The organism is Paraburkholderia sp. BL10I2N1 (assembly GCF_004361815.1).
Taxonomy (GTDB): Bacteria; Pseudomonadota; Gammaproteobacteria; order Burkholderiales; family Burkholderiaceae; genus Paraburkholderia.
Window position 1 is genome coordinate 150,287 of sequence record NZ_SNWA01000003.1, and the last position, 26,364, is coordinate 176,650.

A 26,364-nucleotide genomic window follows, 5' to 3' on the forward strand; every position below is an offset into this window, starting at 1 on the left:
CGTGCGTAGTGTTGTGCTGCACCGTTCTACCGGTCTTTCTTCATGAACAGTCCGAATCACCCCGTTCCCGCCAATGAGCCATTGCCCCATCGCAAGGTCATCCGCTCGTGGCTGACACCGTTCGCCGAACGCCGCACCGCCTACGCGCTTCTGCTGCTCGTGTTCGACTACGTTTTGCTATTGTGTGCGCTCGCCGCGAGCGTGTTCGCGCACGGGTTCGTGCTGAAGACCGTATTCGGATGCATGGCGGGCTTCGTCATCGGACGGCTCTTCGTCATCGGTCACGACGCATGTCATGAGAGCCTGACCCGGCACCGCACGCTCAACCGCTGGCTGGGCCGGATCGCCTTCCTGCCGTCGCTCACGCCGTACAGCCTGTGGCAAGTGGGTCACAACGTGGTGCATCACGGCTACACGAACCTGAAAGGCGTCGATTTTGTGTGGGCACCGCTGACGATCCAGGAATATCACGCCTTGAGTGGGCCACGGCGCGCACTGGAACGTATCTATCGCAGCGGCTGGGCGCCCGGTCTCTACTACATGATCGAAATTTGGTGGACGAAGATGTTTTTTCCGTCGCGGGCCGCCATGCCGACGCGGCGCCCCGTGTTCTTCCGTGACTGCACGCTGGTATCGGTGTTCGCACTGCTGTGGATCGGCGCGCTCGCGTGGATCGCTCGCGCGACGCAGCGGGGGGTGGTCCCGTCAATCGCATGCGGGTTCGGGGTGCCGTTCCTGTTCTGGTGCGCGATGGTGGGTTTCGTCGTGTACGCGCACCACACGCATCCGCAAATCCGCTGGTACGACGATCGCGCGAAATGGGGGCGTTCAGATCCGTTCGTATCCACGACGGTGCACTTGACCTTTCGCTGGGGTTTTGGCGCGCTGTTTCATCACATCATGGAGCACACCGCGCATCACGTCGACATGAGTCTCCCTCTATACGGGCTCGTCGGTGCTCAGCGAACCCTCGAAGCGATGCTTCCGGAACGGATCGTCGTGCAGCGGTTTTCGTGGCGTTGGTACTTCGACACCGCACGAGGCTGCAAACTATACGATTTTTCGACTGATCAGTGGACCGATTTCGCTGGTCGCGCGACGCACGTCCCTCTTACTAATTGAATCGGTCGTAAGAAAAATGTCACACCATACGGCAAAATTCGCCCTGTTATCCTTCTGGCTTTGCAGGGAATCAGTGCAAGCCGTAACGCATAAAAAAGCCTGCAGGCCAGCACTACCATAAGCCGGGAAGACGATTAATACGAACACTGCGGTTCGCTCGGGGGCCTTCATCTAATCCCGCAACTCGGGGTTCCGTGCTTTCGCTCGGCGTTCGTTACGTGCGGCCACTTCAGGTCGCGTTCAATGCAATTTGAATTTAATAGCGAGGGTAAAAATGCCGGATATCAGCGGAAATGCGACAGCAATTGGCGAGGCAAACACTCAGCAAATGTGTGCTGCCCTGACCGTTCAAACCTATGTAAATAGCGTTCTAGAACAGCCCCAGGTGGATTTTTCTGGCATCGACGGTCTGTCGCAATACCAGACACAAATCAACGACGGGCTCACCACCGCGAAAGGCCATGCGATCTATTATCTGGACACGCTGCAGCCCAGCCTGATCGAAAACATGGCAAACATCGACAACTACTACCAGCTCAACAAAGCACTACCGGCGACGCTGCCGGCAGGCTCGACTGTTGCTGAGTGGACAGCCGCCCTCACGGCGGTGCAGCAGGAGTCGGTGAAATACCAAGGCGCCGCGAACCAGATTGTCACCAACCTCCAGACGCTTGGCGCGAATCTAACGACGGACTCAGCGGACTTCACAACCACCGTTACCAATATGAATAGTGCGGTTGGCGGAGCAGACGGGATTCTCGCCATCATCATAGGGGAACTCAGCAAAGCTCAGGCAGAAATCGACGGCGCAATCGCCGGAATCGTTCTGAGCGGGCTGACTGTCGTAGGCGGCGTATTTGTCATCTGCGTAGGGGCGATCGCTGAGTTTGTCACCGCTGGCGCGTCTACCGGTGCAGTGATCGGCGGCGTTGGCATTGTCTTGGCGGGAGTCCTCGGTGAAGCCGGCGCGGCAGCCGGGCTCGTCGCAGCGAATAAGGCGAAGGCGTCGCTGCTCACCGAACAAGCGGACCTGAAGGAAGAGGTAAAGCTCGCTACGGCGATTAGTGGCGGCTACACATCACTTTCTACGCATGTCAATGGTGCCATTACTGCAGCATCGGCGATGGCAAACGCGTGGGAAAGCATCACATCTGATCTGGGCGACATCATCGCCGATTTGAACAAGGGGATTTCGAGTGCGGACGAGATCCGCACCCTGTTCATAAACGCGGCAAACGGCGAAATCGGGACGCTCCTGGCGGACATCCAGACGGTCAAGGGCCAAATGGCTAGCGTAACCGTGCAATCGGCCGCCGCGCATCAGACCGTAAGCGATCTCATCGCGAAGGTCGCCAATTTGCCCGCCTCAGCAGGAGTGGCGTAACGCGATCCGCTAGCCCGTGCGGCCTCCGTCGGGATTGATTCCAACGGAGGCGGCCCCGTCATACCACAACGAAGGAAAGAGACAACATGGGTCCTTTTTCACAGACTTTGGCCGCCCTGAACAGTAGTGTCTCCAAATTGCGGTCCATCCAAGAATTGCCCGGCGACGCGGTGCCAATTCAGAACTCCGTCTGCAATTCTCTTATCGGCATTCTGAAGGACGCCGCTCCTTTTCAGACGGCCCTGCTCGGCTATACCGGTTCGGCAATCACCGCGCTGAATGGTGCGCTCGCTGACCTTAAAAAAGGTGCAAGTCCGGGCTCGATAGCCAAAACTGTCTCGGACGTCGCTGCCACCATCAGTACGTACCAACAAAGCGCGACATCACTACTCACCCAATCGAACGCTGCCGCGGCTCTCATGTCGTCGTCGTTTACGCAGCTAGCCCACGTCGAAGGCTCTATCCAGAGTCAGATGACGACTTTGCAGGCACAGGAAGGCGCGGCACGGGGCCAATTGGCTGCCGCACAAAAGCGTTACTACTATCTCCTTGCACTGGGGCCATTCGGTCTACCGGGCCTTGCGGCTGCGCTTGGTCTTTATCTCAAATGGAAAAGCGATGCTGCCGCGATTCAGAATCGCATCAACTCGCTATCGAGTCAGATCGGCGTGCTGCAGGGTTTGGTCACGGCGTGCAAGACATTGGCCACCGCCGAGGCCTCCAGCCTTAGCGACCTGACAAATCTGAAGACCGCGATCGATGACACTGCCGCAGACTTCACCGTGATTATTAACGATCTCAATCAGGACCCGTCTCCCTCCGTCGTTGAGCTTCGTTTAACCACTTGTATCGCAATGCTCGGCGTTCTACAGGCCGACGCTTCCTGATAGTTCGAAGCTTTCGCGCTGCTCAATCGGTGGCGGAAGCCACCGATGAGTGGCAACCAGCGTGCCATACTGAACGCATCTCAAGACGTGCCACCGGGGCTCGGGGTGAACATACCGTGTTTACGCCGACCGAAAATTCGGCCACATGTAGGGATCGCGCCGACTGAAAATTGAGCCGGGCAATCAACCTATCCTGCTAGTTTTTCTGGCAGGGTGTTTGGGGATGATCCCGCTGACGATGATTGGCAAGGTGCGGCGGATGTTCCACCGCCAGAACAAGTCGGTACGCGAGATAGCACGTCTCACAAGCCTGTCGCGCAACACGATTAGTAAATATCTGAACATGGATGTTCAGGAGGAGCCGAAGTATCAGCGGCGCGCCCAGCCGACCCGGTTGACGCCGTTTCATGAGGCGCTGGTGCAGGCGCTCAGTGTCGACGCGCGGCGGTCGAAGAAGGAGCGGCGCACCGCCTGGATGCTGTTTCAGGAGATCAAGGCGGGCGGCTACGACGGCTGTTACTCGCGGGTGACCGATTTCATCCGGGCCTGGCGGCAAGGCGAAGGCAAGGCGGTTTCGAAATCGGCGTTTGTGCCGTTGCGATTCGAGCTGGGCGAGGCATTCCAGTTTGATCGGTCCGAGGAAGGACTGGTTGTCGGCGGCATTTACCGCAAGCTGCAGGTGTCGCACATGAAGCTATGTGCGTCGCGGGCGTTCTGGCTGGTTGCCTATCCGAGCCAGGGGCACGAGATGCTGTTCGATGCCCATACGCGCTCGTTCGCAGCCTTCGGCGGGGTGGCCCGCCGGGGCATCTACGACAATATGAAAACAGCCGTAGACAAGGTTCACAAAGGCAAGGGCCGCACGGTCAATCCGCGTTTCGCAGTGATGTGCTCGCACTACCTGTTCGATCCGGACTTCTGCAACGTCGCCAGTGGCTGGGAGTATGGTGTGGTAAAAAATATGTCGCAGTGGTTCTCAACAACCGTCTGCGCATCTGGATTGAGGCGCGTGCGCAACGCTTCGGCAGTTTCGCCGAACTGAATGCATGGCTGGCGACCCGGTGCCGGTCGTTGTGGGATCAGGTGAAGCACCCGGACTATCGTGACCTGAGCGTCGCCGACGTGTTCGAGCAGGAGCGCGCCCATCTGATGCCGATGCCGACACCGTTTGACGGTTACTGTAAGACTCGCTAACAAAGCCTGTCATCCGAAAGCAAGCAGCAGTTGCAGCCCGAGGTCGGCTGCCATGTCGAGCGCGCTGCGGCCATCCGGTGCGCACAGTTCTGCGTTCGCCCCATGCGCAAGCAGCATCTGCAGGACGTCGAGGCGACCGCTCGCGGCTGCCTGCATCAGGCATGTGATGTCGTCGTCGTTCACATGGTCGATCGGCGCGCCGGCGTCGATCAGCCGCAGGATGGTCGCGGGGCCGCCGTGCAGGCACGCGAACCAGAGCGCATGGTTGCCGTCGTCATCGAGCGCGTCGGCGCGTGCGCCGAGTGCGAGCAACGCTTCGACGACCGCGTCCTCGCCATGCTGCGCGGCGCGCATCAACGGGGTTTCGCCGTTCACGCAGCGCGAATGCGGAGCAGGGAAGCCGTGGTACGCCAGCCAGGTGGAAAGTGCGGCGGGCACGATCGTTTCGAGTTGTGCATCGGGGTTCCGGACAACGCGCGAGGCCAGGCGTTCGCGGACGACGAAAACAGTGTCGGTGTGCATGATCATGGTCGCGTTCGGGTGCAAGGGAACATCGGTTGGCGCAGCCGCGCGGGCGGCGGCCGCAGGGACCCGAGCCTCAGACGGGCCGGTTCTCGTTGGGGTTGCGCACCGGCCCCATCAATTCAAGTCCTTCGCTGTAGGTGATCGTGTCGAAGGTCACGTCGAACTTGATGGCCGCGTCCGCTACCGCATCCAGCTTGCCGCCTGAGTCCTTTTTCTTCAATTCGTTCTTTTCGAGGTACAGCAGTTCGAGCATCTCGTTGTAGACGGTGGACTCGAGAATCGGCAGCACATAGAACATCGCGCCCTTGTACGGCACCTGATATCGCTTGCTCAGGTCGATGTTGTCGCAAAACAGAAAGTACTTGCCATCCGCCGAGAGCGTGTCGCTGAGCACCTCGGCCACGTCCTTCAGATGCTCGAAGCTCAACAGATACCCGGCGAAGAACGGCAAGTGCTTATGGCCGATCGTCGCGCATGCCATCACCTGATCGCAGGTCAGCTCCGGCGGCCGCGCTTCGTCGGCGAGCTTCGGGGCAAACCGCAGCGCAAGTTCGCCGCGGAAGCCGACCCGGCCGAGCTTGTTCGTCAACCCCTTGAGAACCGGGTTGAGCAGACGGCCTTCATGTTCGAGACGGGCGAACGCGGTGTCGTCGATCTCCTTGTGCGCGAGCGTTTCGGTCATCACAGATCCTTGGGTTAAACAGCGTTGAAGAGGGATTCACGTCTGCGTATTGCGCATCCGGTCGGCGATTTTGAAAAAGGCCTGCATCAGTTCATCGCGTAGCACCGGATCGACACCCGTCTCGTCGAACGCGGCGCGCATGCAAGCTAGCCACGCATCCCGTTCGGCGGTGCCGATCGCGAATGCGGCATGACGCGTGCGCAACCGTGGTTGGCCGCGCTGTGCCGAGTACCGCTTGTCGGCGCCGAGCCATTCGCACAGATACAGCACCAGCAGGGCCTTCGTCGAAGACAGGTCCGGGTGATGCATCGCGCGAATGCGCTGCGCGTCGGCCCGCGTATCCATGTGCCGATAGAACGCATCGACCAGGCGGATGACGGCGGTCTCGCCGCCTAGACGGTCGAAGTGCGTCTCGCGCGGCACGGGTCGCGAAGCTTGGGTGGCTGGTGTGTCCATGGCGCGATCAATGCAATAACCGAACCAGGCCGCAACCCGGCGATTGTCCGGCTGCACGCAGGCCAATGCGACAGAAATCGCACGACAAACGCGCCCGAATGGTTTCATTGGCGACGAAGTTCACGTGGTTTGTCGCGAAATCGACAAGACAGAAGAGGAGTCCGCAAAAGTCCCGAACCAACCGCCGCAGCGCGGCGGGGCGGACGCGACGCAGTACCGCTGGTGACGTGGCACAGAAGCTGCGTTTGGAGTCCAGCGCGGACACAGGTCCGGCCGATGCGTGACTCGATATAAGAAGACCCATACAGGCACGACAGGCTGACATGGTCGCGGTTACGCAACCCTGGTTTCAACCCTTCTTCCTGAATGGAGAAATGCAATGTCTAAACTTCGGCAAATCGCGTTCTACGGTAAAGGCGGTATCGGCAAGTCGACCACCTCGCAGAACACCCTGGCAGCCCTGACGGAACTCGGGCAGAAGATCCTGATCGTCGGCTGCGATCCCAAGGCGGACTCTACCCGCCTGATCCTGCATGCAAAGGCGCAGGACACCATCCTGTCGCTAGCGGCCGAAGCCGGCTCGGTGGAGGACCTCGAACTCGAGGACGTGATGAAGATCGGTTACCGCAACATCCGTTGCGTGGAGTCCGGCGGTCCGGAACCGGGCGTCGGCTGCGCGGGCCGTGGCGTCATCACGTCGATCAACTTCCTCGAAGAAAACGGCGCCTATGACGGCGTGGACTACGTGTCGTACGACGTGCTCGGCGACGTGGTGTGCGGCGGTTTCGCAATGCCGATTCGTGAGAACAAGGCGCAGGAAATCTACATTGTGATGTCCGGCGAAATGATGGCCATGTATGCGGCCAACAACATTTCAAAGGGCATTCTGAAGTACGCGAACAGCGGCGGTGTGCGGATCGGCGGGCTCGTGTGCAACGAGCGTCAGACCGACAAGGAACTCGAACTCGCCGAAGCGCTGGCGAAGATGCTCGGTTCGAAGCTGATCCACTTCGTGCCGCGCGATAACATCGTGCAGCACGCCGAGCTGCGCCGCATGACGGTGATAGAGTTCGCGCCCGAATCCAAACAGGCGGAAGAGTATCGCCAGCTCGCCACCAAGGTGCACAACAACGCGGGCAACGGCACGATCCCGACGCCGATCACGATGGATCAACTGGAAGACCTGTTAATGGAGCACGGAATCATGACGTCCATCGACGAATCGCAAGTCGGCAAGCCTGCAGCGGAACTGACCGCCTAAGCGAGCGCCGCTGCGCGCGGCCCGGTGTTCTTCTTCACTCGATGAACCGGGCCGTGCCGGCTACCCGCTGCCAGGCTTGATACTCACCCTATGGAGCATTCCCATGAGCGTCACTGTTGAAGAGCGCAAGGCCGCGAACAAGGCCCTGATCGATGAAGTGCTGAAGGCCTATCCGGAGAAGATGGCCAAACGGCGCGCCAAGCATTTGGGCACCTTCGAGGACGGCAAGCCCGACTGTGGCGTGAAATCAAACATCAAGTCATTGCCGGGCGTGATGACGATTCGCGGTTGCGCGTACGCCGGCTCGAAGGGCGTCGTCTGGGGGCCCATCAAGGACATGATCCACATCAGTCATGGTCCGGTCGGTTGCGGCCAGTACTCGTGGGCCGCGCGTCGCAACTACTACATCGGCACTACCGGTATCGACACCTTCGTGACGATGCAGTTCACGTCGGACTTCCAGGAAAAGGACATCGTCTTCGGCGGCGACAAGAAGCTCGACAAGATCATCGACGAGATTCAGGAACTGTTTCCGCTGAACAAGGGCATCTCGATCCAGAGTGAATGCCCGATCGGCCTGATCGGCGACGACATCGAGGCCGTCTCGAAGACGAAGAGTGCGCAGTATGAAGGGCACACCATTTTGCCGGTGCGCTGCGAAGGTTTTCGCGGCGTCAGCCAGTCGCTGGGCCACCATCTGGCTAACGATGCGATTCGAGACTGGATATTCGATAAGGCCGATCCGGACAAGCGGCCCGAATTTGTTTCGACGCCTTATGATGTTGCGATCATCGGCGATTACAACATCGCCGGCGATGCCTGGTCGAGCCGGATTCTGCTCGAAGAGATCGGGCTGCGCGTGATCGCGCAATGGTCGGGCGACGGCTCGATCGCCGAGCTCGAGAATACGCCCAAGGCCAAGCTCAATTTGCTGCATTGCTACCGCTCGATGAACTATATCAGCCGGCACATGGAAGAGAAGTACTGCATTCCGTGGGCGGAATACAACTTCTTCGGCCCGTCGATGATCGAGAAGAGCCTGCGCGAGATCGCCAGCCACTTCGACGACACCATCAAAGCCAACGCGGAGAGGGTGATCGCCAAGTATCGTCCCCTGGTCGATGCGGTGAACGCGAAGTTCAGAGCGCGCCTGCAGGATAAGACTGTGATGCTGTTCGTTGGGGGCCTGCGTCCGCGCCACGTGATCGGCGCCTACGAAGACCTCGGCATGAACGTGGTCGGCACCGGCTACGAATTCGGCCACAACGACGACTATCAGCGCACCACGCACTACGTGAAGGACGGCACACTGATTTACGACGACGTGACCGGCTACGAGTTTGAGAGGTTCGTCGAACAGGTCCAGCCCGATCTGGTCGGCTCCGGCATCAAGGAAAAGTACGTGTTCCAGAAAATGGGCGTGCCGTTTCGCCAGATGCACAGCTGGGACTATTCCGGTCCATATCACGGCTACGACGGCTACGCCATTTTCGCGCGCGACATGGACATGGCCATTTCCAGCCCGGTGTGGGGGCTCGCCAAGGCGCCCTGGAAGAAAAACCCCTAAGCGCCGGCCACCGGACTGATCACCGGACGGCAGGCCATTGAATTGAATATCAGGAGCATCCCGTGCCCCAATCCGCAGACCAGATTCTCGACCAGGAACTCCTGTTCCGTGAGCCCGAGTATCAGAAAATTTTCCGCGCGAAAAAGGAAAACTTCGAGTTCAACCATTCAGACGAGCAGGTCAAGCAGATCGTCGAGTGGACCAAGAGCGAAGACTACCGGCAAAAGAACTTTGCACGCGACTCGCTCACCATCAACCCGGCCAAGGCCTGCCAGCCGCTCGGCGCAGTGTACGTGGCCAACGGCTTTCACAAGACGCTCAGTTTTGTGCATGGCTCGCAGGGCTGTGTAGCGTTTTACCGCTCGCACTTCTCGCGTCACTTCAAGGAGCCGACCTCGTGCGTCAGCTCGTCGATGACCGAGGACGCGGCGGTGTTCGGCGGCATGAACAACATGATCGACGGCCTCGCAAATGCGTACAACCTGTACAAGCCCGACATGATCGCGGTCTCCACGACCTGCATGGCGGAGGTGATCGGCGATGACCTCGACGCGCTCATCAAGAGCAGCAAGCAGAAGGGCAGCGTGCCGGAAGACTACGACGTGCCGTTCGCGCATACGCCGGCCTTCGTCGGCAGCCACGTGACCGGCTACGACAACGCGCTCCTCGGCATCCTCAAACACTTCTGGGACGGCAAGGCCGGCACAGCGACGCCGCTTGAGCGCGTGCCCGACGACAGCGTCAACTTCATCGGCGGCTTCGACGGCTACGTGGTCGGCAACATGAAGGAAATTCGCCGCATCTTCGATCTGTTCGGCGTGACGGTGAACATCATCTGCGACCCTTCCGAAACGTGGAATACGCCGACCGACGGCGAGTTCCGAATGTACGAAGGCGGCACGACCAAGGAGGAGGTCGAGCGCGCGTTGAACGCGAAGGCGACCTTCGTGTTCCAGGAATACTGCTGCGAGAAGACCAGCAAGTTCATTGGCGAGCATGGCCAGGAAGTGGTGGTGCTGAACTCGCCGGTTGGCGTCGCGGGCACCGATCAGTTCCTGATGGAAATCTCGCGCGTGACCGGCAAGCCGATTCCGGCGCAACTGGAGAAGGAGCGAGGCCAGCTTGTCGATGCGATGGCCGACAGCCAGGCTCACCTGCACGGCAAGCGCTTTGCGCTCTACGGCGACCCGGATCAGATGCTGGGCTACACGCAGTTCCTGCTGGAACTCGGCGCCGAGCCGGCTCACGTGCTGGCGACCAACGGCAACGAAACCTGGGCTGCGAAGGTGCAGGCGCTGTTCGACGCGTCGCCCTACGGCGCCGGCTGCAAGGTGTATCCGAAACGCGATCTGTGGCACATGCGCTCACTGCTGTTTACCGAGCCGGTGGATTTCCTGATCGGCAACACCTACGGCAAATATCTCGAGCGCGATACCAAAACGCCGCTGATACGCATGGTGTTCCCGATCTTCGATCGCCACCATTACCATCGCTTCCCGACCTGGGGCTATGAAGGTGCGTTGCGGGTGCTGGTCACGCTGCTGGACGAGTTCTTCGAAGCGCTCGACGCCAACACGATCGACGTGGCGAAGACCGACTACAGCTACGACATCATTCGCTGACGAGGAGAGCCCGGCCATGGCAGACACAGCAGATGCATCGGGCGCGGCAGATGCAGTTCTGGTCAAGATGACGCAGGACGGCCGTAACGTCGAGGTCATCAGCGGCTGGGTTTGCCTGGCCGGTGTGGGCGAGGCCGACCCACCTCGTCCCGCTGCTCGAACACCCGAACCGGCAGATGATCGCCCACGTGCTGCCCGGGGCCCCGCGCATGTGGCCGGCCGGTTGCCATTGACGCACGAGGAGATTGCGATTGCACGGGGTGCGATGTCGGCGGCTCGGTGGCAGTTCGACGCGAGCCCGGCGGGTATCGCGCCGCGGTTACCTCGCGCGGTGTGGGCGAAGATTGCGGCGGAGGATGTCGAGTAGCGGGGCACCGCTGAAAACGAAATTGCTGCGCTGTGTGTAGCTAGCCTGCGTGACGAACCTCAGCGAGGGAGCGGGGCATGATCTATGTAGTCGCGCAGTCTGACTCCGTGCCGCTGCGTGCCTGATTCCCCTACGACGACTTTGAGCGCGAGGTGGCGGCGTCCGACCCGTTGAGCCTCGCGGAGATCAATGACGAGGTAACGCCGCGCGAACTGCTCGCGCTGGTCGACGACGTTTCCGATGCGAACGGACGGGCAGAGTACCTGTCGATCTGTGCGGTGGGACTACGCGAAAGCTCCACGGATGCGCCACGCGCTGACTGCTTACCTGGCGGTTCGCGAACCCTTGGGGCCGGATGCGTTTCTGGAGGCGCGCGCGAATGCGATCGCACGGTTCCTGCTCCATACGGAACGGCAAGTCAGGCAGTGAACGTGTGTTGTGGTTCTCTGTGTCGCGAACCGTCTGTCGCAAACCGTTCAAACCCGCCATTGCGATGCGCGCGAGCGCCTGCTTCAGCGCGAATTGGCACGTTTTCAAGGCGTTTCCCGGTGGTATGGAACTTGCCACTAGAGAAACGTCCATCCATCAGGAGCACGTCATGTCTGCTTCGCTCAATGCCCAAATCGCCGAAGTTTTCGACGAGCCGGGTTGCGACAAGAATCAAGGCAAGAGCGAGAAGGAACGCAAAAGGGGCTGCATCAAGCAGCTTTCGCCGGGTTCGGCCGCAGGCGGGTGCGCGTTCGACGGCGCGAAGATCGCTTTGCAGCCGGTGGTGGACGTCGCACACCTCGTGCACGGGCCGATTGCCTGTGAAGGTAACTCGTGGGACAACCGGCACGCCGCTTCGTCCGGTTCGCAACTCTATCGCACCGGCTTCACCACCGATATCAACGAACTCGACGTGGTGTACGGCGGCGAGAAGCGCCTGTTCAGGAGCGTGCGCGAAATCATCGAGAAATACGATCCGCCCGCAGTGTTCGTCTACCAGACCTGCGTCACTGCGCTGATCGGCGACGACATCGAGGCAGTCTGCAAGCGCGCCACCGAACAATTTGGCAAGCCGGTGATTCCGGTCATTTCCCCCGGTTTCGCCGGGCCGAAGAATCTGGGCAACAAGCTTGGCGGCGAGGCGATCCTCAACTATGTGATCGGCACGCGCGAGCCCGAGTACACGACGCCGTATGACATCAACGTCATTGGCGAATACAACCTGTCGGGCGAACTCTGGCAGACCAAGCCGCTGCTCGACGCGCTGGGCATCCGTATCCTCTCGTGCATCTCCGGCGACGGGCGCTACAACGAGGTCGCAAGTTCGCATCGCGCCAAGGTCAACATGATGGTCTGCTCGAAGTCGATGATCAACATCGCGACAAAGATGCAGCGGCGCTACGGCATCCCTTACTTCGAGGGCTCGTTCTATGGGATCGGCGACATGAGCGACACGCTGCGCCATATCGCCAGCCTGCTCGTGCAGCAGGGCGCGCCGGACGATCTGCTAGAGCGGACCGAGCGCCTGATCGCCGCCGAGGAAGCACGCGCGTGGGAGCGCATCGCGCACTACAAAGCGCGCCTTACCGGCAAGCGGGTATTGCTCATCACAGGTGGCGTGAAGTCTTGGTCGGTGGTTTCCGCGCTGCAGGAAGCAGGGCTCGAAATCGTCGGCACCAGCGTCAAGAAGAGCACTAAGGAAGACAAGGACAAGATCAAGGAGATCATGGGCGACGACGCCCACATGATCGACGGTATGACGCCGCGGGAGATGTACGCGATGCTCAGGGACGCGCGGGCCGACATCATGCTGTCGGGTGGCCGCTCACAGTTCGTCGCACTGAAGGCCCGCATACCGTGGCTCGACATCAATCAGGAACGCCACCACCCTTATGGCGGCTACGAGGGGATCGTCGAGCTGGTCCATGAGATCGACCGCGCGATCTACAACCCGGTGTGGCAACAGGTGCGGATCCCTGCTCCGTGGGGCGACGACGGGGGAGCGCTCGGTGTGGCCCAAGCGCAAGCCGCGCGCCCGCTGTCAAGCGCCGCGCACGGGGGAGCGCTCGGTGTGGTCCAAGCGCAAGCCGCGCGCCCGCCGTCGAGCGCCCCGGGGTGGGGGCGATGAGCCTCGAACCCGGTATACCGACCTGACGCCCCCGAACTCGAGAACATGCCATGGCCTATGTCGTCGAATCTATGAAAGCCTGTGCGGTCAATCCGCTCAAGATGAGCCAGCCGCTGGGCGCGAGCCTCGCGTTCCTTGGGCTCGATGCCTGCATGCCCGTGATGCACGGCTCGCAGGGCTGCACGTCGTTCGGCCTCGTGCTGCTGGTGCGCCACTTCAGGGAGGCGATCCCGCTGCAGACGACAGCCATGGACGAAGTCACCGCGGTGCTCGGCGGTTACGAGAACATCGAGGCCGCGCTGCTCAACATCCGCAAGCGCGCTGCGCCGAAGGTCATCGCGATCTGTTCAACAGGTCTCACCGAGACCGAGGGCGACGACGTGGACGGCTATCTCGTTACCGTGCGCAAGCGCAAGCCCGAACTCAACGACACTGAGATCGTCTATGTGTCGACCCCCGACTATGTCGGCGCATTCGAAGACGGCTACCGGCATGCGATTACCGGCATCGTCAACGCGCTGGTCAAGGCGTTGCCAACGGTGGCTAATCAGGTGACGCTGCTGCCCGGCAGCCATCTGTCGCCTGGCGACATCGACGAACTGCGCGAGATCATCGAAGCGTTCGGCTTCGATGTCATTGTGCTGCCCGACATTTCCGGCTCGCTCGACGGCCATATCGCGCCGGACTGGCGCGGCACCACACTGGGCGGTACCACGCTCGCGGAGATCCGGGCCGCGGGTGCATCGGCATTTACGATCGGCGTGGGCGAGCAGACGCGCGACGGCGCCGAGGCATTGCATGCTATCGCCGGCACACCGTTCGAAGTGTTCGGGCGGCTCACCGGACTGGAACCCAACGATCGTCTGCTGCAATTGCTCGCGCAGCGCTCCGGACGCCCCGTTCCCGCGAAATACCGGCGTCAGCGCAGCCGATTGCTCGATGCGATGCTAGACGGCCATTTCTACACTGGAGGCATCAGGGTCGCGATCGGCGCAGAGCCCGATCTGCTGTTCGCGGTCGGCAGCATGCTGCACGAGATGGGCGCGCAGTTGCGCTGCTGCATCAGCACGACGCGATCGCCCGCGCACGCGTTGCTGCCCGCTGATCAGGTCGTGATCGGCGATCTCGAAGACATGGAGCGCGCCGCGGCGGACTGCGACCTGCTGATCACCCATTCGCACGGCAGGCAGATGGCCGAGCACCTGCAAAAGCCGCTCTTCCGGATCGGTTTTCCGGTCTTCGACCGGGTCGGAAACGCACATCGACGCTACGTCGGCTACCGCGGCACGATGAACCTGATCTTTGAGATCGCCAACCTGATGATCGAGCAGATTCCGCATCACGATCCGGGCGAATGGCCGCTGCCGCAGGCCGCTATCGATCTGGCCGCGCGCGATCCCGCGCGGGAAGCGAACATTCCTGTCGTCGCGGCCGGTGCTTGACCCACCTAAAGGAGCACACAGCATGAAGATCGCGTTCGCCACCCAGGACAGGCAGTTCGTCGATGCGCATTTTGGCTGGGCGAGGAGCATCGTCACCTACAACGTCACACCGGACGGCTACCAGTTCGTCGAGGCGTTCGACTTTGGTGGCAAGCTCGAAGAGGACGGCGACGAGGACAAGGTCGCGCCCAAGCTCGAAGCCGTCAAGGATTGCGCGATCCTGTACGTCGCCGCAATCGGCGGCTCGGCCGCGGCTCGAGTGGTTGCGCTGAAGATTCACCCGATCAAGGTGCCGCGGCCCGAGTCCATCGAGGAGATTCTCGGCAAGTTGCAACAGGTGCTGAGGGGCACGCCGCCGCCGTGGCTGCGCAAGGCGCTGGCGAAGGGTGGCGAACGTGTATACGACTTTGAAGACGATGAGGTATCCCATGGCTGAATCATCCGCAATTCCGTCCAAGGCCAGCGACGAAATGCTGCTGGTCGCACCGTTTGTGCAGCAGCTCGTCAGGCAGTTGCGCGCGCAGGACACCCACGGCGTGTGGGACGGAAAGACCGACCTGCAACTGCTCAAGCCGTACATCCACACGCCGGAGGAACGCCGCGCGATTCCGATCATGGGCGACCCCGACCCCGAAACGCTGTGGCGGCTCGAGCTTTTCTATAGCGCGATTGCGGTGGCGATCGAGCGTGAGACCGGCCAAATGGTTTCGCCGATGATGAAGATGAGCCACGAGGGCTTCGGGCGCATGGTGTTGCTCGCGGGGCGGCTCGTTGTCGTCAACAAGCAGTTGCGCGACGTACACCGGTTCGGCTTCGCTTCGCTGGAGAAGCTCGCCGAGGCGGGCGCAAAGCTTCTCGACGAAGCGGTCGAGGTGATCCGGACGTACCCCGCCATCGCACAGTACGGGGCCTGAAGGAATCGTGAGGGGACCGAGACGATGAGCACCGATGCCGACGAACTCAAGGCGCACCTGAAGAAACTCAACGCGCAAGCGACCCAGGCGAAGTTGGACCTGCACGACCTCTCAGAGGAACTCCCGACCAACTGGGAGAACATTCTCGCTGTCGCCCAGCGCTGCCATGACGCTCACGCCGCGCTGATGGCAGCCCGCAAGGCTGCCGCTGCGGCAGCTGCCTGAACCAGCCAAGCCACGGAGCCACATCATGAGCGATACCTTCAGCGTTACGCTGCCGAGCGGCGCCACCTGGACGCCGACCTTCGTCAACAGGCTCGACGAAGAAAAATGCATTGGTTGCGGACGTTGTTTCCGTGTCTGTCCGCGTGGCGTGCTGCAACTCGTCGGGCTTAACGAGGACGGCGCGCACATCGCACTGGACGGCGACGACGAAGACGAAGACGACGAGTACGAGAAGAAGGTGATGACTATCGTGCATCGGGAACTGTGCGTCGGCTGCACCGCGTGCGCGAAGATCTGCCCGAAAAAGTGCTACACGCACGCGGCGGCCGTTCTCTGAGCGATGCCGCGATGAACGCCTATGCAACCCTGATGGCGTGTGCGGTGGATGTGGGCGATCCCACCGTGCTGGTACTGGCCGGCGTGCTGTCGAGCGGGTTCGAGCACCACGGCGTCGATGTGCTGCCGATGCCCGGACTGGACGCCGACCAGACGCGCCGAATGCTCGCGCGCTGGTTCCCAGGTGCCGGGCCGGCGCTCGGTCTTACGTGCGTCTTGTCGCCCGCCACGATGCCGCGTGACGACGAACTGGAAGACCTGGTGGCGTTGCTCAATCACCATGCCGATCCGCGCGCCGGCCCGGCAGACGAGGCGAACTGCGTGGCCCATGCATTGGCCTGCGCGAGCCTCGGGCAAAACCACCTTTGGCAAGACCTGCTTCTGCCGTCGCGGCGCGAGTTGTCCGCATTGATCAGCCACTGGTTTCCGCGGCTGGCCGCGAAGAATACGCATGACATGAAGTGGAAGAAGTTCTTCTACAAGCAACTGTGCGAGCGCGAGGGCCTGTTCATCTGCAAGGCGCCGAGTTGTGACGTCTGTTCGGACCATGCGCTTTGCTTTGGAGCGGAGTAGGCAAAAATGCCCGGCCCGCGCCTCCGTTGAGCAGGTGCGTCGCCGGTCCGCTTTGCCAGGCTTCTTCGGTAGATTCACAGTGAGAAGGCGCGGGACTTGCTTAAGCGTGCTCGTCGTTATCTATTCAGGCATTCAACCGAGAAATCGCACCACAAACCTTACGCACCTATGGATTCGTTCCAATCTGCTGCGTCCCCGGGGCCCCGCCCTCGCTGTACACCCTGCACCCGGGCATTGCCGCCCGCCTGCGTGCCCGCGCTGCCGCAACCGCCGCGCCGGCTACTCGCGATCTGCGACGAAGCTGGGTTGCGCGATCTGGCGCTGTGCCACTTGCAGCGGCTCAGACTTATGCTGCTGTTTGCACGCGTCGGTCACCGCTTCGATTGTGTCGCGCCGCGGGTGGCCGACTTCGTGGTCGACTCCTGCGGCGGGCTGCTGTATTACGGCGAGCGGCATGCGCATCTGCAGGCGGGCTCCAGGCCGCCGGTGCTGCTTGACGAAGAGGGCCGCGAACCCTGGCTGGTTCAACTTTGGTACGCGTTCGACGACGTCGGTTTCCCGCCCGCGCTGCGCGCCGACTTCTGGGGCTGGGCGAAGCCGCTGTCCGAGCATCGGCTGGCGCCGCACGCGCGTCATGCCGGCCGGACGCGCTACACGTACGACACGGTGCGTAGCTGGTTTCTCTCTCCGGCAGCGGGCGAACGGCTTGCGGGCCATGCCACGAGGCGCTCGCCATGAGACCCATGCCGCCTGCCGTTGCCGTAACGGTGGGATCCGAAGCGCAGCCCGTCATGAATCAGAACCGCGGCACATGCCTTCCCGACAGCAGTGCGAGCCTGTCGCTGGAGCGCGCGCGGGCACATGTCGCGAGCCTGCAGCACGAGTTGTTCGCGGTTGAGCAGGCGCTGCTCGACGACCGCGCATTGACGCGCGCATTGAGCGGGCGTCGATGGGTTTATGTGGGCGGGCGGCCAAGCATCAACGCCGTGCTGCGTGCGCTGGTGGATGCGGCGGGAGGCGAGTTCGTTCATCACACCGGGACCATCGACGACGATGGCCGTGCCGAAGGCTTCGAGGCTTTGCTGTCAGGCGCCTACCGGGTGCTGTGCCCATTGGATCTGATCGACCCGGACTCGCTGGTCGCGCTGCGGCGGTTGTGCGCGCGTCATCGCGCGCCGTGGTCCGCTTTGCGTTCGTCGAGCGTGACGAGCTTCATCGCGGGCGTGTTGCGGGCTCGGCCTGCCCAGCCGCGCGGCGTGGTCGCAGCGTCGCGCTTCTGCCTGAGGCATGGCTGACGTCGTCAAGACTTTACGTACCGCGAGATGTGGGCGCAAAACTTGCCTTTGACGTGGTCTTTCCACGAGAGGGCCTGCCATGTCGGATTCCGCACAACGCTACGGCCTTTTCCTCAACGTCGAGAACCCCGACGGCGACGCGCGATGCGCTGACGCAAACGGTGCGTAATGCGCCGGCCGCCCGAACGTTCGGCTACCACGAGGTGTGGCTCGCCGAGCATAACTACAGGTCGTACGCGAACAGCAGCGCGCTGGCGCTGCTGTTCGCCCACATCGCGACTCGTTTCCGTTGCCATATCGGGTTGCGGGGATATTGTCGTCGCATGAGGCGCGTGCGCGGATGCACGAGGCGTTCGCCTTGATACGACATGGTGTTTTCCCACTCATTCGTACTGGCCATAGCAGCATTAAGACATGAGGCGTCGACGTAACAGCGCCACTGACAGGAAGAACGGCAACACCGTGCAAATGCAGAGAGCGCCAATATGCAGGGCAACATAGCTCACCGGGCGTCCGAGCATCGGGGGACGGATAAGGTCGACGGAATGTGCCAGCGGTAAGAAGCGCGCTACGTCACAAAAAACGGCAGGTAGCTTACTGATCGGGAAGATCACGCCGCTCAGGAGCACCATGGGCGTGAGAACGAGCGTTTGATAGAACACGAAGTAATCGTGACTGGGTGCAAGCGCCGCGAGGATCATCGCCAGACTCGCGAAGGCGAGGCCAGTCAGGGCGATGGCAGGCGATGCGTAGAGAATGGATGACCACGCTGCATAACCCAGCACGGTGGCTACCACCATGACGGCAATGCCGGCAAAAAAGGCCCTGGTGGCGGCCCATGCCAGTTCACCGAGAACGATATCGCCGAGCGTGAGCTGTGTACAGAGGATCGCTTCCCACATGCGCTGAACATGCATGCGAGAGAAAGCTGCGTAAATCGTTTCGAAGGTCGCGGAGGTCATTGCGCTCGTCGCGACCATACCCGCCGCGAGAAACGCGATATAAGATGCGCCATCAACGCGACCTACCATTATCCCGAAACCAAAGCCGAGGCCGAACAGATAAATCATAGGATCGGCAAGGTTACCGAGAATCGAGGCAAACGCGACTTTTTTCCATGCCAGATAGTTGTGGCGCCACACTGCAACCCAGTTCCACAGGTTCGCGGGCAGGGCCGCTGCATAAAACTCTCTCATCGTTCACTCCTTCATCCCGCGCCCGGTTAGCTGCAAAAAGACATCCTCGAGATTTGCTGGACGCTGTAAAAGGCGCAGCGCCGTGCGCCCGCGCAACTGTATGCACACCCGTTCCGGATCGGACACATAGCAGAAGAGGGTCTCACCACTGACCTCGATACGCTGCGCGTGCGGCGCGATCAACGTGCGCAGCTCATGCGGATTGCCGCCGTGGATCTCGATCACGTGGCTCCCGATCTGTTCTGCGATCAGCGCGCGAGGCCCGCCTTCGGCGATCTTTCGACCCTCCGCCAGCACACACAGTCGGTCGCACAACCGCTCGGCCTCTTCCATGAAATGGGTGGTCAAGAGGATCGTGGTGCCGCGCGCCAGCAGGGAACGCAGCCGTTCCCAGATCAGGTGGCGAGCATGCGGGTCGAGACCCGTTGTTGGCTCGTCCATGACCAACAACTGTGGATCGTTGATCAGCGCGCGAGCCAGCATTAGGCGCCGCTTCATGCCGCCGGATAGCTCGGTGACGCGCGCATTGACCTTGCTTTCGAGGCGGGCGAATTCGAGCAGCGATGGCACGACCGCTTCAATTTCACGTGTGCTCATGCCAAAGTAGCGGCCAAACACCAGAAGGTTCTCGCGCACGGTGAACCCGGGCTCGAGGTTGTCGAATTGCGGCACTACGCCAATGCGCATACGTGCCGAGCGAGCGCGAGCCGGCACTGGCTCCCCGAGCACGATGATCTTGCCTGCGTCGGGCGGCGCCATGCCGAGAACCATACGCACCGTCGTGCTCTTGCCCGCGCCATTTGGCCCTAGCAGGCCGAAGCACTCTCCAGGCGCGACGCTGAACGATAATCCGTCGACTACGATCTTGTTGCCATATGACTTCCTTACGCTAGCGAAGCTGATTGCTGCCTTGGACATGGGGATAAGAAGGAAAATTACGCGCTCGTCTTGGAGAAAAAGAAGCCGTTCTGCTGCCGCGGCCCGATTGAAAACGCCCTGTCCGATAGAAGATCCTTACCTGCTGCGGAATAGTTACTCACAATGGAGTACCAGGACTCCGGTGAATGCACTCGCGTTGGGAAGGCGCCAATTGAGCCATTGCGTGAGACGATCGCACTCAAGCGGGCCGCTGCCGATGGTGCGCGGTTCTGGGTTGGCGCAAGGGTCGAGGTCCTATATGTACGATTAACAATTGCCATCGAATGCTTCGTCAGACGTTGCTAACGTTGAGGACTCACACGCGTGATCCGGTCGACGGTGCGGAGTCGCAACTCTTGACGCTGAAGTCATGTTCGGCTTCGTAACCGGATCCGGAGTATCGGGCTGTTTTTCTCGAACGTTCGATACGTTGCCTGAAGAGCCACGGGACAGCCAATCGCTATTGCTCAATGTGCACAGCGCATAGGCTTTCAGCGGGAGCAAGAGAAAGAGGTTAATGGGTGTGTGAAGAGAAAAGCCAAGAAATCGAATCTGGCGAGCGCGAACCGATGCCACGCTACAGCGGATCATCGTCAATGATGCGATTATCAGGGCAGTCCACCACGGCACTGTCGCTGTCAATGCGAGCTGCGCGAGCGCCGCTAGAAGCGATAAGGCGAGAAATAGCGAGCCCACATTCAGTCCGATCACGTCCAGCGTAAGGTAGCGATCGAGACAGGGCAGCAGGCGCAGCGAAAGCAACGTGTCCCGATAAGTACTGCGCGCCCAGCGCAGTTGTTGGCGCAGATACGCCCCCAGTCTGTCCGGAACGACTGTCGCCGCAATGGCGTCCGGAACGTACTCGGTCCGATAACCTGCGGTCAGCATGAGAATCGTGAGATGGCGGTCCTCGCCGAAGTCGCTCGGTTTCCCGCGAAAAAACTGCGTCTCGTACTGGTCTAATAGCAAAAGAAGCACGGACCGTCGGTACATGGTACACGGACCGCAGCAACACATAACAGCGCCGAAGCGAGCCTGTGCCGCGCGTTCTTCGTTGCAAGCCAACCAGTACTCCATATCGATCAGGCGGGTCAGCCAAGTGTCGCTCCGGTTGCTGGCCGTCAACTGCCCCATGGCGGCGCCTATCGTCGTGTCTCGCATTGTCAATACGAGCTTCTTGACGACATCGGGCGCCAGCGTCGTGTCCGAGTCGACGTTGAGTACCAGTTCCCCGGATGAAGAGCGTATCGCGGCGATCTGTGCCTTGCGCTTTCCCATATTTTGGGGAAGCGTAATGAAGTTGAATCTCGGGTCGTGTGTGTACGCATCGTATACCGGCCTCACAGCGTCGAGATTCGCAGAACCATCATCAACCACATAGACCCGCAGTTTTCCGGCGTAGTCCTGGTTTGCAATGGACTCCAGGCACGCCGAGAGTGTGCGCGGTTGCTCGTTAAAGCACGGCACGATGACGTCCACGTCCGGCAGAAAGTTGGAGTCGGCGGCATTGGGCGACTTCGGCGGACCACTCGTGGGTAGACCATGGAGGGCCTGTGCGCTTTTGTAAACAGTCGAGAGTAGTGCATACAACAAAACCGGGGCAGTGCTGATTGTGGCAATGGCATTCATAGATGTCGGTTTGGCCAGTGTGGTTGGGGTAGCGAGCTGATTACAAATCCGCAGTCATGCAGTTCTGGAATCAGGCGGGAAAGCGCCATGAGGGTCTGGTCGCGCAGCCCAGCATGACAGCACCGTCCTGACTCGCCGGGAGGACATCCGTCGTGCAAGAGCACAATTGCGCCAGGCCGGACAGAGGCCAGCACTGCGCTGACAATCGCATCGACGCCGGGGCGAGACCAGTCACGCGGGTCGACCGACCAGTCAAGAGCCGCCAGCCCCGCCTTTGCCGTTTCAACGACCACTTCGTCCGTCCATATTCCGTAAGGGGCACGCATATGCCGAACTGTGGCCTGGGGACACGCCATCCGGATGATCCTGTTCGCGTCCAATATTTCGCGTCGTACTTCATCAGGTTCGCATCTGGACAAATCCGGATGAGTCATCGTGTGATTGGCAATCTCGTGTCCCTCGGCGATCATTCGCTGGATCAGCTTCGGCTGGTCCTCTACGTACGCACCGATGACGCAGAACGTTGCTGGCACCCGGTGTTCTGCCAGCACATCGAGGACGTCCGGTGTGCAAAGTGGATTAGGGCCGTCGTCAAACGTCAAGTAGACGTCGCGACGTCCGGCGCGATCGTGGCACTCGTCGCGCGCCTCGGATACGCAATCGAGGACCTTCACAGATCTGGCCCGTTTCGTTCAATTATCGAGCCAGTAGGCGGCTCCGCGGTCGATCGTCCCATCCGGAAGGCCGCGACGGGCACGGTTTCGGTAAGCTTAGGTGGCGTGTCGAGAGATACATCCGAAAGTGTGGGCATCATGGAGACATACCTAAATCTGTCGTACTACTTAGGTTTATAAATATGAAGTATTCGATCAATCAACTGCGATTTCCATTTCCGCGACGACGGGTTTCACTGTGCAACACAACAATTGATTTGTAAAATTGATTGTGTTGATGCCTTTCATTTATAGCGTGGATACGTTGAGAATGGCGTTTTACATCAAGTGGATGAAATGGGTGACAGATCTTGCCCTACCCAAATAATTGTTGAGCGCGTGTGCAGTTCGCGATGACCGACCCAACGGTGTCGGACAGAACGCGCAGATGGTAGTCAAACGATATCTGGAACCCATTGCGGAGCCGGTGTTTCATGAGGATCCCTGTGGATATCGTCCCGGCGGGCGGCGCATCAATCACTTTCGGCTGCACGGCAGCGATGCTGGCGTTACGCTTGGGTGCTCGATCTCGACATCAAGGGGTTCTTGGCAGATCAAGGAGGAGTTACGGAGGCGCATGCATGGACCGATCACTGTCTGATTTGTTGCATTGGCGACATTTAGTGTTCGGTTCCACTCTGTAGCGAACTCTCGTTACTCACTGAAAAGAACACGGAATTCCCATCCCGAGGATTTTCTGCGCTGCCGGCGCGATCATTGCATGTCTCCTGACAGAGGCATAAACCTACCCTTCAGCCAAGCGCAAGTCGGCCGGACTCACTAGTGCGTTGAGCCGGATGAATCGCAGCGAATTCGCCGCGATGGATCGGAATACTTCCATTTCAATGGGAACGCCTGCTTATTGTATTGACGGTGGTAACGCATGAGCTTTGTCAAGATCGTTGGTGCTGGTAATACGCCAGGCGTAACGAGGTCTCGTTACGGGAAGACCAGTTTTCGAGCTGATTCAGCCATGACGAATACGAGGGGGTGTAATGTATCGAGACTTTCGGCTGGTCAGCCAAAAATGTTTGAACGGCGTCGGTTTTGTGGCTGCTCACGTTGTCGTAGATCACGTGAATCTCCTTTCCACGTGGCAATGCCGACACCACTTCGGCGAGGAACGCAGCAAACTGGGCGCTGGTATGGCGTGGCGCGGTTTTACCCAGCACTTCACCGGTGGCGACATTCAATGCAGCGAACAGGCTCACGGTGCCGTTGCGCTTGTATTCGAAGCCATGGCTCTCGGCGCGTCCGGCCGAGAGCGGCAACATCTGGTCTTTGCGATCCAGCGCTTAGATGGCTGTCTTCTCGTCCACGCAGAACACCACCGCACGCAACGGCCGATTAATGTACTGCCCGATCACATCGGCGGCCTTGATCTCAAAGTCCGGATCGTTGGACACCATGTGGGTATCGAGACGATGTGGCCGAATGTCGCGCTTGCGCCAGAAACGTTGCACCGTCACGAAGGCCATGCCCCACTGTGCCGCCAGTTTGCGGCTGCTCCAGTGCGTCGAGTCGTCGGCCCGATTGCATCGCAGCGTGTAGTCGAGCACTCTCGCTTCAAGGCCCGTCAGGTCAAGTCGCGGCGCCCGGCGTGGATGTCTGCCGTACAGGGCGGCCAACCGCTCACGCTCACTGGCGAAACGTGTTTGCCACGTTGTGATGAAACGCGAATCGCATCGCAATTCGGCCATGATCGCCGCGCGCGAGGCCCCTTCGTCGAGCAGCAAGATCAACCGCGCACGCCTCACCTAGCGAACGGCCGTCGTGCGGCTGCGCTGCGTCGACATCAGTTCTTCGCGCTCGGTTTCATTCAGATTCATTTTGCCCATGCACTATTAGATCACTGCAATTTCATTGGTTCAACGGACTAGGGACGTTAACTCTGTGCAAATGCCCGCGCACGTTTCAGGCTCTCATATTCGCGGGCATCAGATCGCTTTACTGAATCAATCGGAGAATAATCTTGAAAGTTTCTGAATACTTGCTTCGCTTTATCAAAAATGCTGGGATTTCCCGCGTTTTCGGGATCCCAGGCCGCGAGAACGCGCACATACTGTTTAATGAAGTGGATGGCATAGATTTTGTCACGGGGCGAGTGGAGTTTAATGCCGGAGTAGCAGCTGAATTCTCAGGCCGATGCATGCTGCGCCCGCAGATTGTTTTCTGCACGATGGGGCCCGGCGCGACAAATATGGTAACAGCAGCCGCATCGGCCCACCTCAACCATTCGCCGCTGTTAATCGTGTCCGCACAACTGGAACGGGATGATCGCCACTACAACATAACCCATCAATGTGTGGATCAACGCGCCATTTTTGCGCCGGTCACGAAGCTTTCGTTGGAGTTGGAAAATCCCGAGGATCTTCCAGACATTCTGCAGCACGCGTTCTCCGTCATGATGACCGATCCACCGGGGCCTGTGCATCTGAGTATTCCGGCCGATATTTATTCGACGAGCCACCCACGATTGGTCGCTGACGAGTTCCCGGAGGTATCAAACAAGCTTTTATGGCCCCGTTCCACTCTTGGCGCGTCTAGCGTTAGAGCAGTTATCGAGCGCTTGCGGAAAGCGGAACGTCCAATATGCTTGATCGGCCATGAAGTCATCAGAGCGGGCGCAGAGCGCGCGCTAGTGGACTTTTGTAAAAGGTGGAATATACCGATGATGGCGTCTGCAAACGCCAAGGGTTTCCTATCCATGACGGATCCCCTATACATCGGTTCAGCAAGCCCATACATGGAAGGAATACTCGGCTACGCGACAGCGCTCGACGACGTCTTCAATGAGGTCGACCTTATCCTGAACTTCGGTTATCAGTACGTCGACGATATCTTGCCGAAGATGTGGTGCCGCGGAAAACGTAAGGAAGTAATTCACATTTCGGCTCATTCCGTGGACGCAATAAAGGAAAATTATCGGTTCAACTTCGAGGTGACGTCGAACATCCTCGATGCGCTTCAGCAACTGGGTGAATATGCAGCCACCCCTAAGCAGCTCTTTCCTGCCGATAAGTTGAAGACGACAATACAAGCGCATCGCCGACGCAGAAGTTCGTACGGGCGGCTCAATCCCATCGAGGTGGTGGAGGCCGTCAACAAGAATATCGGTAGGGGTAAGTTTATAACGGACATCGGATACTACCGTCATCACGCGATTCTTTTCAGTGAGCCGACTAGCACGAGCCAATTCTTTACCGATGCTGGCCTCTCCAGCTTCGGGAGCGGGCTTGCAAGCGCGATAGGAGCGCAATTTGTTGACCCGGACAACTCTGTGTTTCTTATTGCAGGCGATGGCGGGTTTCACTCCGGGAGTTGCGATCTAGAAACAGTGGCCCGTCATAGGCTCCCTATCGTCATGCTGATCTTGAACAACAACGCGTTCGGGCTAATTGAACGGTATCAGGAGCGGGGAGGGAACGGAGCGAACAAAGCCATCTTGAGGTTCGGGAGCGTGGACTTCACAGCGCTTGCGAAGGCAAACGGCGTCGCTGGCACACGGGCTAGCTCATTCGAAGAGCTTGATACCGTTATTGCAGGCCGCGATCGCAGTAAGCCGATTTTGATCGAGATACCACTCGAGTATGCCGAGGGAGACGAATTCAGAGAGTCGTTCTAACATTACAGCCTCGGTTATTTTTCCCTATACCAATGGCCAATACCGTCGGTGAAGCTTTTGGTCAGCGAAACAAAATGAGTTGCGTAACGCGCAATTGTAAGTTACCAGCCCCAAACCCCATGTGTTAAACGTTAAGAGTATGAATTGGGGACGGAGTATTTATGAAGACGCAGTCGCAACGGAAGGTGGAGAGCGCATCGAATGGCATCGATTACTTCGTCATCCTTGAACAATTTGTTTCTCGTGCCATCGGCGTCACGCCGGCACGTCGGCGGCAATGCAGAAGTTGAGCAAGGCAGCGAGATTAAGGCACAA

At 59.9% G+C, this 26,364-nt stretch carries 24 protein-coding genes and 3 pseudogenes; 19 read left to right on the forward strand and 8 right to left on the reverse strand.

Annotated elements, in window-relative coordinates:
* The first annotated feature begins 42 nt into the window (after positions 1–42).
* The 4 genes and pseudogenes from B0G77_RS38600 to istA form a co-directional block, all read left to right on the forward strand.
* Positions 43–1,122: a fatty acid desaturase gene (locus B0G77_RS38600; protein WP_243751456.1), complete on the forward strand. Its 1,080-nt coding sequence runs from the start codon at positions 43–45 to the stop codon at positions 1,120–1,122.
* A gap of 274 nt (positions 1,123–1,396) precedes the next feature.
* Positions 1,397–2,506: an HBL/NHE enterotoxin family protein gene (locus tag B0G77_RS38605; RefSeq protein WP_133667167.1), complete on the forward strand. Its 1,110-nt coding sequence runs from the start codon at positions 1,397–1,399 to the stop codon at positions 2,504–2,506.
* Positions 2,507–2,592: 86 nt separating this feature from the next.
* Entirely contained in the window at positions 2,593–3,393 is an 801-nt protein-coding gene (locus tag B0G77_RS38610) for a hypothetical protein (RefSeq protein WP_133667168.1), read from the forward strand.
* Positions 3,394–3,625: 232 nt separating this feature from the next.
* Positions 3,626–4,578 (forward strand): annotated as a pseudogene (istA, locus tag B0G77_RS38615) (IS21 family transposase); the annotation flags it as partial.
* 18 nt (positions 4,579–4,596) lie between these two features.
* Here the strand turns inward: istA and B0G77_RS38620 are convergent.
* The 3 genes from B0G77_RS38620 to B0G77_RS38630 form a co-directional block, all read right to left on the reverse strand.
* Positions 4,597–5,109 carry an ankyrin repeat domain-containing protein gene (locus B0G77_RS38620; protein ID WP_243751457.1) on the reverse strand — a complete coding sequence of 171 codons (513 nt, stop codon included), beginning with the start codon at positions 5,107–5,109 and terminating at the stop codon, positions 4,597–4,599.
* A 76-nt stretch (positions 5,110–5,185) separates the two neighbouring features.
* Positions 5,186–5,794, reverse strand: a complete 609-nt coding sequence (locus B0G77_RS38625) for a hypothetical protein (RefSeq protein WP_133667170.1) — start codon at positions 5,792–5,794, stop codon at positions 5,186–5,188.
* 36 nt (positions 5,795–5,830) lie between these two features.
* The gene (locus B0G77_RS38630) at positions 5,831–6,250 is read right to left on the reverse strand and encodes a group II truncated hemoglobin (RefSeq protein WP_133667171.1); all 420 of its coding nucleotides are present in this window, start codon (positions 6,248–6,250) and stop codon (positions 5,831–5,833) included.
* Between the two features lie 379 nt (positions 6,251–6,629).
* Between B0G77_RS38630 and nifH the strand changes: the two genes are divergently transcribed.
* The 13 genes and pseudogenes from nifH (at position 6,630) to B0G77_RS38700 (ending at position 17,968) form a co-directional block, all read left to right on the forward strand.
* Entirely contained in the window at positions 6,630–7,511 is an 882-nt protein-coding gene (gene nifH, locus B0G77_RS38635; protein ID WP_018423167.1) for a nitrogenase iron protein, read from the forward strand.
* A gap of 103 nt (positions 7,512–7,614) precedes the next feature.
* Complete coding sequence (nifD, locus tag B0G77_RS38640) at positions 7,615–9,078, forward strand: nitrogenase molybdenum-iron protein alpha chain (protein WP_133667172.1); 1,464 nt, start codon at positions 7,615–7,617, stop codon at positions 9,076–9,078.
* Positions 9,079–9,140: 62 nt separating this feature from the next.
* The gene (gene nifK, locus B0G77_RS38645; RefSeq protein ID WP_133667173.1) at positions 9,141–10,700 is read left to right on the forward strand and encodes a nitrogenase molybdenum-iron protein subunit beta; all 1,560 of its coding nucleotides are present in this window, start codon (positions 9,141–9,143) and stop codon (positions 10,698–10,700) included.
* A 16-nt stretch (positions 10,701–10,716) separates the two neighbouring features.
* Positions 10,717–11,067, forward strand: a pseudogene (locus tag B0G77_RS38650) (hypothetical protein).
* Between the two features lie 598 nt (positions 11,068–11,665).
* Positions 11,666–13,183, forward strand: coding sequence for a nitrogenase iron-molybdenum cofactor biosynthesis protein NifE (nifE, locus tag B0G77_RS38660; protein WP_243751458.1), 1,518 nt, complete (start codon positions 11,666–11,668; stop codon positions 13,181–13,183).
* 50 nt (positions 13,184–13,233) lie between these two features.
* Positions 13,234–14,625, forward strand: coding sequence for a nitrogenase iron-molybdenum cofactor biosynthesis protein NifN (nifN, locus tag B0G77_RS38665; protein WP_133667174.1), 1,392 nt, complete (start codon positions 13,234–13,236; stop codon positions 14,623–14,625).
* Between the two features lie 22 nt (positions 14,626–14,647).
* The gene (gene nifX / locus B0G77_RS38670) at positions 14,648–15,061 is read left to right on the forward strand and encodes a nitrogen fixation protein NifX (RefSeq protein ID WP_133667175.1); all 414 of its coding nucleotides are present in this window, start codon (positions 14,648–14,650) and stop codon (positions 15,059–15,061) included.
* On the forward strand, positions 15,054–15,539 hold the full coding sequence (locus B0G77_RS38675; RefSeq protein WP_133667176.1) for a NifX-associated nitrogen fixation protein: 486 nt from the start codon (positions 15,054–15,056) through the stop codon (positions 15,537–15,539). Before nifX ends, B0G77_RS38675 begins: the two co-directional genes overlap by 8 nt.
* A gap of 24 nt (positions 15,540–15,563) precedes the next feature.
* On the forward strand, positions 15,564–15,764 hold the full coding sequence (locus B0G77_RS38680; RefSeq protein WP_121325245.1) for a CCE_0567 family metalloprotein: 201 nt from the start codon (positions 15,564–15,566) through the stop codon (positions 15,762–15,764).
* A gap of 25 nt (positions 15,765–15,789) precedes the next feature.
* A complete protein-coding gene (gene fdxB / locus B0G77_RS38685; protein ID WP_027193737.1) occupies positions 15,790–16,101 on the forward strand; it encodes a ferredoxin III, nif-specific in 312 nt (103 codons plus the stop codon).
* A gap of 11 nt (positions 16,102–16,112) precedes the next feature.
* Positions 16,113–16,673, forward strand: a complete 561-nt coding sequence (locus tag B0G77_RS38690; protein WP_133667177.1) for a nitrogen fixation protein NifQ — start codon at positions 16,113–16,115, stop codon at positions 16,671–16,673.
* Between the two features lie 168 nt (positions 16,674–16,841).
* Positions 16,842–17,411: a hypothetical protein gene (locus B0G77_RS38695; protein ID WP_208116584.1), complete on the forward strand. Its 570-nt coding sequence runs from the start codon at positions 16,842–16,844 to the stop codon at positions 17,409–17,411.
* Between the two features lie 53 nt (positions 17,412–17,464).
* A complete protein-coding gene (locus tag B0G77_RS38700; RefSeq protein WP_243751459.1) occupies positions 17,465–17,968 on the forward strand; it encodes a DUF2325 domain-containing protein in 504 nt (167 codons plus the stop codon).
* A gap of 407 nt (positions 17,969–18,375) precedes the next feature.
* Here B0G77_RS38700 and B0G77_RS38710 read toward each other — a convergent pair whose 3' ends face one another.
* From B0G77_RS38710 to B0G77_RS38740, 5 genes and pseudogenes are all read right to left on the reverse strand, one after another.
* Positions 18,376–19,164 carry an ABC transporter permease gene (locus tag B0G77_RS38710; protein WP_121311327.1) on the reverse strand — a complete coding sequence of 263 codons (789 nt, stop codon included), beginning with the start codon at positions 19,162–19,164 and terminating at the stop codon, positions 18,376–18,378.
* A gap of 3 nt (positions 19,165–19,167) precedes the next feature.
* Entirely contained in the window at positions 19,168–20,082 is a 915-nt protein-coding gene (nodI, locus tag B0G77_RS38715; protein ID WP_071336792.1) for a nodulation factor ABC transporter ATP-binding protein NodI, read from the reverse strand.
* Positions 20,083–20,349: 267 nt separating this feature from the next.
* Entirely contained in the window at positions 20,350–21,711 is a 1,362-nt protein-coding gene (nodC, locus tag B0G77_RS38720; RefSeq protein ID WP_133667178.1) for a chitooligosaccharide synthase NodC, read from the reverse strand.
* The gene (gene nodB / locus B0G77_RS38725; protein ID WP_121325240.1) at positions 21,708–22,385 is read right to left on the reverse strand and encodes a chitooligosaccharide deacetylase NodB; all 678 of its coding nucleotides are present in this window, start codon (positions 22,383–22,385) and stop codon (positions 21,708–21,710) included. Before nodB ends, nodC begins: the two co-directional genes overlap by 4 nt.
* Positions 22,386–23,204: 819 nt before the next feature.
* Positions 23,205–24,262: pseudogene (locus tag B0G77_RS38740) on the reverse strand (IS630 family transposase).
* 134 nt (positions 24,263–24,396) lie between these two features.
* Here B0G77_RS38740 and B0G77_RS38745 point away from each other — a divergent pair.
* Both B0G77_RS38745 and B0G77_RS45390 read left to right on the forward strand, forming a co-directional pair.
* A complete protein-coding gene (locus B0G77_RS38745) occupies positions 24,397–26,049 on the forward strand; it encodes a thiamine pyrophosphate-binding protein (RefSeq protein ID WP_133667180.1) in 1,653 nt (550 codons plus the stop codon).
* A gap of 161 nt (positions 26,050–26,210) precedes the next feature.
* A complete protein-coding gene (locus tag B0G77_RS45390) occupies positions 26,211–26,339 on the forward strand; it encodes a hypothetical protein (protein WP_279571375.1) in 129 nt (42 codons plus the stop codon).
* The last annotated feature ends 25 nt before the right edge of the window (positions 26,340–26,364 follow it).

Bases quoted from the DNA above. Each gene is read 5' to 3' on its own strand.
- B0G77_RS38690 (WP_133667177.1), top strand. From the start codon at position 16,113: ATGAACGCCTATGCAACCCTGATGGCGTGTGCGGTGGATGTGGGCGAT.
- B0G77_RS38605 (WP_133667167.1), top strand. From the start codon at position 1,397: ATGCCGGATATCAGCGGAAATGCGACAGCAATTGGCGAGGCAAACACT.
- nodI (WP_071336792.1), bottom strand. From the start codon at position 20,082: ATGTCCAAGGCAGCAATCAGCTTCGCTAGCGTAAGGAAGTCATATGGC.
- B0G77_RS38625 (WP_133667170.1), bottom strand. From the start codon at position 5,794: ATGACCGAAACGCTCGCGCACAAGGAGATCGACGACACCGCGTTCGCC.
- B0G77_RS38695 (WP_208116584.1), top strand. From the start codon at position 16,842: ATGGATTCGTTCCAATCTGCTGCGTCCCCGGGGCCCCGCCCTCGCTGT.
- B0G77_RS38710 (WP_121311327.1), bottom strand. From the start codon at position 19,164: ATGAGAGAGTTTTATGCAGCGGCCCTGCCCGCGAACCTGTGGAACTGG.
- B0G77_RS38680 (WP_121325245.1), top strand. From the start codon at position 15,564: ATGAGCACCGATGCCGACGAACTCAAGGCGCACCTGAAGAAACTCAAC.
- nodC (WP_133667178.1), bottom strand. From the start codon at position 21,711: ATGAATGCCATTGCCACAATCAGCACTGCCCCGGTTTTGTTGTATGCA.
- B0G77_RS38620 (WP_243751457.1), bottom strand. From the start codon at position 5,109: ATGCACACCGACACTGTTTTCGTCGTCCGCGAACGCCTGGCCTCGCGC.
- B0G77_RS38630 (WP_133667171.1), bottom strand. From the start codon at position 6,250: ATGGACACACCAGCCACCCAAGCTTCGCGACCCGTGCCGCGCGAGACG.
- B0G77_RS38700 (WP_243751459.1), top strand. From the start codon at position 17,465: ATGAATCAGAACCGCGGCACATGCCTTCCCGACAGCAGTGCGAGCCTG.
- B0G77_RS38610 (WP_133667168.1), top strand. From the start codon at position 2,593: ATGGGTCCTTTTTCACAGACTTTGGCCGCCCTGAACAGTAGTGTCTCC.
- B0G77_RS45390 (WP_279571375.1), top strand. From the start codon at position 26,211: ATGAAGACGCAGTCGCAACGGAAGGTGGAGAGCGCATCGAATGGCATC.
- nifE (WP_243751458.1), top strand. From the start codon at position 11,666: ATGTCTGCTTCGCTCAATGCCCAAATCGCCGAAGTTTTCGACGAGCCG.
- nifN (WP_133667174.1), top strand. From the start codon at position 13,234: ATGGCCTATGTCGTCGAATCTATGAAAGCCTGTGCGGTCAATCCGCTC.
- nifD (WP_133667172.1), top strand. From the start codon at position 7,615: ATGAGCGTCACTGTTGAAGAGCGCAAGGCCGCGAACAAGGCCCTGATC.
- B0G77_RS38600 (WP_243751456.1), top strand. From the start codon at position 43: ATGAACAGTCCGAATCACCCCGTTCCCGCCAATGAGCCATTGCCCCAT.
- nifX (WP_133667175.1), top strand. From the start codon at position 14,648: ATGAAGATCGCGTTCGCCACCCAGGACAGGCAGTTCGTCGATGCGCAT.
- nifH (WP_018423167.1), top strand. From the start codon at position 6,630: ATGTCTAAACTTCGGCAAATCGCGTTCTACGGTAAAGGCGGTATCGGC.
- B0G77_RS38675 (WP_133667176.1), top strand. From the start codon at position 15,054: ATGGCTGAATCATCCGCAATTCCGTCCAAGGCCAGCGACGAAATGCTG.
- fdxB (WP_027193737.1), top strand. From the start codon at position 15,790: ATGAGCGATACCTTCAGCGTTACGCTGCCGAGCGGCGCCACCTGGACG.